The sequence below is a fragment of the Pseudomonas sp. genome (assembly GCF_030147005.1).
Classification (GTDB): domain Bacteria; phylum Pseudomonadota; class Gammaproteobacteria; order Pseudomonadales; family Pseudomonadaceae; genus Aquipseudomonas.
The window spans coordinates 1-4,973 of record NZ_JASLAW010000234.1 but is presented as its reverse complement, the minus strand read 5'-3'; the positions used below and the strand labels follow the sequence as shown (position 1 = coordinate 4,973).

Genomic DNA, 4,973 nt, shown 5'->3' with positions numbered 1-4,973 from the left:
TGCTCCCGCTGGGCCGCGAAGCGACCCCAGAAAATGGGACTGCTGCGCAGTCCAGCGGGAGCAAGCTCCCTCGCCACGGTAAAGCGCTCCTCCTTAACTGACTGGCATTAAGGCAAGCCAGCGCCCACATTTGACGGTGTTTACCCTTCAAAATGTGGGAACTGGCTTGCTGCGATGGGGGACTTGAGTTCGCCGCCTGTTAACGATTAAGCCATTCCAACAGGCCAAGCCCGGCCGCTCTGCCACTGGCAAAACACCCGGTCAGCAAATAGCCGCCCGTTGGCGCCTCCCAATCCAGCATTTCCCCCGCACAAAACACGCCCGGCAGTTGCCTGAGCATCAACCGCTCATCCAGTGCTTCAAACGGCACACCGCCTGCGGTGCTGATGGCTTCATCGATGGGCCGGGTCTTGACCAGCTTCAGCGGCAACGCCTTGATATCCACAGCCAACTGCGCCGGGTCATTGAAATGTTCAGCGGGGGCCAGCTCGCGCAACAGCGCCGCCTTGACCCCATCCAACCCCAACTGGCTGTGCAAATGCTTGCTCATCGACCGCGACCCGCGCGGCTTGGCCAGTGCAGCCTGCACCTTGTGCAACGGTTTGCTCGGCAGCAGATCGATATGCACGGTGGCGGCGCCGTCACGGTTGATCGCTTCGCGAATCGGCGCCGACAGCGCGTAAACCAGGCTGCCTTCGATACCGGTGGCCGTCACCACGCATTCGCCCAGCCGAGGTTTATCGTGGCCCAGCCCAATGGCGACGTTTTTCAGCGGTGCTCCGGCGAATTTACTCACCATCAAGTCGCTCCAGGCCGACACCTCGAACCCGCAGTTGCTCGGTTGCAGGCGTACGTAGGGCACGCCACGCTCTTCGAACAAGTTGAGCCAGGCGCCATCTGAGCCCAGGCGCGACCAACTGCCACCGCCCAAGGCCAGGAGCAGCGCATCGCTGTGCACGGTTTTCTCGCCGTCCGGGCTGTGGATAAGTAAATCACCGTCGGCATTCCACCCCACCCAGCGATGCCGGGTGTGGATAACCACACCTTGATCACGCAGGCGCTTGAGCCAGGCACGCAGCAGCGGCGCGGCTTTCATGTCCGTAGGAAATACGCGGCCGGAGGTGCCGATAAAGGTTTCGATGCCCAGGCCGTGAATCCACTCGCATAACGCTTCGGCCCCGAAGCTGCGCAGCAACGGCGCCATATGCGGCGCGCGTTCGGCATAGCGCGAGAGGAACGCCGGGTAGGCCTCGGAGTGGGTGATATTCATGCCGCCCACGCCCGCCAGCAGGAACTTGCGCCCCACCGAGGGCATGCCGTCATACAACTGCACCTGCACGCCCGCCTGGCTCAAGACCTCGGCGGCCATCAGCCCGGCAGGGCCGCCGCCGATAATGGAGACAGAGTAGGGAGAAGTCTGAGGCATGGGCAGGGCTACGGTGGTGTGAATAGGCCGAGCATTCTACCCGACGAGGGCACAGCTGCCTGATCAAAAAATCTACAGTTTCCTACAGGCCATACAGCTACTTGCTTACAGCCCCTTACGCTCAAGTTATCCACAGGTGGTTCCACAGGGATTGTGGGTAACGCACACACTTCAATGACAACCGGATGACGTCCACACGCGCTGCGCGCTGTGGTGCAGGATGCCGTGGCGGCGGGCCAGGGCAGGGCGGTCTTTGCTGTAGCCGCCACCGATCACGCCCACCACCGCAATGTCGCGGCCCAGGCAATGACGCATTACGCTTTCATCGCGGGCGGCGACGCCGGCATCCGTCAGCTTGAGGTAACCGAGTGCGTCGTCCTTGTGCACATCCACGCCGGCGTCGTACAGCACCAGGTCCGGCTGGTAGAGCGGCAGCAGGTAATTGAGCGCGTCATCGACCACCTTGAGGTAGTCGGCATCGCCCATGCCCATGGGCAGTGGAATGTCCCAGTCGCTCTGGGCCTTGCGTGCGGGGAAGTTCTTTTCGCAGTGCAGCGATACGGTGATGGCGTCCGGCGTGTCATGCAGGATGCGCGCAGTGCCGTCGCCCTGGTGCACGTCGCAGTCGAAGATCAGCACCCGGTTGACCCGGCCGCTGGCCAGCAGGTATTGGCTGATCACCGCCAGGTCATTGAAGATGCAAAAGCCCGCCGGGTAATCGTAGTGGGCGTGATGGGTGCCCCCGGCGAGATGGCAGGCCAGGCCGTGTTCCAGCGCCTGCTCCGCCGCCAGGATCGAGCCGCCCACTGCGCGTACGGTGCGTCGCGCCAGGGCTTCGCTCCAGGGCAGGCCCAGGCGCCGTTGGTCTTCGCGAGACAACTCGCCGCTCATGTAGCGTTCGATATACCCAGGTTCATGGGCCAGGCCCAGAATCTCGGCCGGGCACAGTTGCGGGCGCAGCAGGTTGCTGTCCTCGGTCAGGCCGCTGTCCACCAGGTGGTCGCGCAACAGGCGAAACTTGTCCATGGGGAATCGGTGGTCCACCGGGAACTCGGGGCTGTAGTCATCGTGGTAGATCAATGGCAAGGGCATGGGATTTTCTGACGGGAATCTGCGTTGGATCTTACCAGCGCTGTACACTCACGCACATGGCAAGGGAGAGGGACCCATGGAGCCGATACTGGAATTGGAAAGCGCGCGCCTGATAATGCGCCAATGGCGTGACAGCGACTTGCCGGCGTTTGCGCAGATGTGCGCCGACCCGCAGGTGATGCGCTATTTTCCGGCCAAATTGAGTCACCTGGAGAGCGCCGCGCTGATTGGCCGGATTCGCGGCCACTTCGCCGAATATGGTTTTGGCTTTTGGGCCTTGCAGCGCAAGGACACCGGCGACTTCATCGGCCTGACCGGGCTGCAGAACGTCAGTTTTGAGGAAAGCTTCACCCCGGCGGTGGAAATCGGCTGGCGCCTGGCCCGCGAGCATTGGGGCCTGGGTTACGCCAGTGAGGCGGCATGGACCGCGTTGCGGTGTGGTTTCGATCGTTTGAGCCTGGATGAAATCGTTGCCTTCACCACCGAAGCCAATCTGCCCTCACAAAAAGTCATGCAGGCCATCGGTATGCATTACGATCCGCAGGCAGATTTTGAACACCCCAAAGTCGCAGCCGATGACCCGCTGCGCCAGCATGTTTTGTATCGCATCACCCGCGCCCAATGGTTGGACACGCTGCACGGGTAGGCGCGAGTTTGTTCGCGAAGAACCCAAGCGCGCCGTGGAGGATCAACCCCCGCGTTATCGTTAACGGCCTTCGCGAGCGAGCGCGCTCCTACAGGTGAAGGTAGATGCTGTTTTGCTCTGAGGAGAGTGTGAATGAGCCAAGTATTGGAAGATCTGGTGGACTTGCTGACGCTGGAGCCGATCGAGGAAAACCTCTTTCGCGGCCGCAGCCAGGACCTGGGTTTTCGCCAACTGTTCGGTGGGCAAGTGCTCGGCCAGTCGCTGTCGGCGGCCAGCCAAACCGTAGAAGAAGCGCGCCACGTGCATTCCCTGCACGGTTATTTCCTGCGCCCGGGAGACGCCGCTTTGCCGGTGGTGTATTCGGTGGACCGCGTGCGCGACGGCGGCAGCTTCAGCACGCGTCGCGTCACGGCGATTCAGAAGGGCCAGCCGATTTTCACCTGCACCACTTCGTTCCAGTACGACGAAGAAGGCTTCGAGCATCAGACCACCATGCCGGTGGTGGTCGGCCCGGAGAACCTGCCGTCGGAGCTGGAGTTGACTCAGCAGCGCGCGCACCTGATCCCTGAACACATGCGCGACAAGCTGCTGTGCCCCAAGCCCATCGAAGTGCGCCCGGTTACCGAAAAAGACCCGTTCAACCCGCAGCCTTCCGACCCGGTCAAGTATGTGTGGTTTCGCGCCGACGGCGCCCTGGCCGATGCGCCGGCGTTGCATAAATACCTGCTGGCCTATGCCTCGGACTTTGGTCTGTTGACCACCTCGCTGCTGCCCCATGGCAAGACCGTGTGGCAAAAAGACATGCAGGTCGCCAGCCTCGACCACGCGCTGTGGTTCCACGCCGACCTGCGCGCCGATGACTGGTTGCTGTATGCCATGGACAGCCCCTGGGCCGGGAATTCCCGCGGGTTTTCCCGTGGCAGCGTGTACAACCGCGCCGGGCAACTGGTGGCGTCGGTGACCCAGGAAGGCTTGATTCGCCATCGCAAGGACTGGGCATGAGCCTGGCCGATGTGCGGCATTGGGTGTTCGACATGGACGGCACCCTCACGGTGGCCGTGCATGATTTTGCAGCCATCCGGGTGGCGCTGGAGATTCCCGCCGAAGACGACATTCTCACGCACCTCGCCGCGTTGCCGGCGGATGTCGCGGCGGCCAAGCATGCCTGGCTGCTGGAGCATGAGCGCGAGCTGGCGCTGGGTTCGGTGGCGGCTGAGGGCGCGGTGGAGCTGGTGCGTGAGCTGGCCGGCCGTGGTTATCGCCTGGGGATTCTGACGCGCAACGCCCAGGAGCTGGCGCACGTCACCCTGGAAGCGATTGGCCTGGCTGACTGTTTTGCGGTGGAGGATGTGCTGGGCCGTGAAGACGCGCCGCCCAAGCCGGACCCGGGTGGCCTGTTGAAGCTGGCGGCGGCCTGGGACGTGGCGCCGGGCGAGATGGTGATGGTGGGGGACTATCGTTTTGACCTGGACTGTGGCCGGGCAGCGGGGACCAGGACCGTGTTGGTGAACCTGCCGGAGAACCCCTGGCCGGAGTTGGCGGATTGGCATGCCGAAGACTGCGCAGTGCTGCGCCGAATGATTTAACCAGGCAAGCCATAATGCCGGTCAGTTAAGCGCTAAAGCAGAAAAACCTGCGACCTGTGGCGAGGGAGCTTGCTCCCGTTGGGGCGCGAAGCGGCCCCAACGGGAGCAAGCTCCCTCGCCACAGGTCGCAGGTTTTTCTGCTTTAGCGCTTAACTGACCGGCATTATGGCTTGCCTGGTTAAATCATTCGGCGCAGCACTGCGCAGTCTTCGGCATGCCAATC

General features: G+C 62.7%; 5 protein-coding genes. 3 read left to right on the top strand and 2 right to left on the bottom strand.

The features are described from left to right. Window positions 1–199: 199 nt before the first annotated feature. Complete coding sequence (locus Q1V60_RS22195) at window positions 200–1,426, bottom strand: TIGR03862 family flavoprotein (RefSeq protein ID WP_300634851.1); 1,227 nt, start codon at window positions 1,424–1,426, stop codon at window positions 200–202. 171 nt (window positions 1,427–1,597) lie between these two features. After that, window positions 1,598–2,518: a histone deacetylase gene (locus tag Q1V60_RS22190; protein WP_300634849.1), complete on the bottom strand. Its 921-nt coding sequence runs from the start codon at window positions 2,516–2,518 to the stop codon at window positions 1,598–1,600. A gap of 76 nt (window positions 2,519–2,594) precedes the next feature. On the opposite strand from Q1V60_RS22190, the gene Q1V60_RS22185 reads away from it, so the two are divergent. From Q1V60_RS22185 to Q1V60_RS22175, 3 genes are all read left to right on the top strand, one after another. Then, window positions 2,595–3,164, top strand: coding sequence for a GNAT family N-acetyltransferase (locus tag Q1V60_RS22185; protein WP_300634847.1), 570 nt, complete (start codon window positions 2,595–2,597; stop codon window positions 3,162–3,164). Window positions 3,165–3,296: 132 nt separating this feature from the next. Continuing rightward, window positions 3,297–4,166: an acyl-CoA thioesterase II gene (tesB, locus tag Q1V60_RS22180; protein ID WP_300634845.1), complete on the top strand. Its 870-nt coding sequence runs from the start codon at window positions 3,297–3,299 to the stop codon at window positions 4,164–4,166. Then, window positions 4,163–4,750, top strand: coding sequence for an HAD family hydrolase (locus Q1V60_RS22175; RefSeq protein ID WP_300634843.1), 588 nt, complete (start codon window positions 4,163–4,165; stop codon window positions 4,748–4,750). Before tesB ends, Q1V60_RS22175 begins: the two co-directional genes overlap by 4 nt. Window positions 4,751–4,973: the final 223 nt, after the last annotated feature.

Coding starts and splice junctions, on each gene's coding strand:
- Q1V60_RS22185 (WP_300634847.1), top strand. CDS start 2,595: ATGGAGCCGATACTGGAATTGGAAAGCGCGCGCCTGATAATGCGCCAA.
- Q1V60_RS22195 (WP_300634851.1), bottom strand. CDS start 1,426: ATGCCTCAGACTTCTCCCTACTCTGTCTCCATTATCGGCGGCGGCCCT.
- Q1V60_RS22175 (WP_300634843.1), top strand. CDS start 4,163: ATGAGCCTGGCCGATGTGCGGCATTGGGTGTTCGACATGGACGGCACC.
- tesB (WP_300634845.1), top strand. CDS start 3,297: ATGAGCCAAGTATTGGAAGATCTGGTGGACTTGCTGACGCTGGAGCCG.
- Q1V60_RS22190 (WP_300634849.1), bottom strand. CDS start 2,518: ATGCCCTTGCCATTGATCTACCACGATGACTACAGCCCCGAGTTCCCG.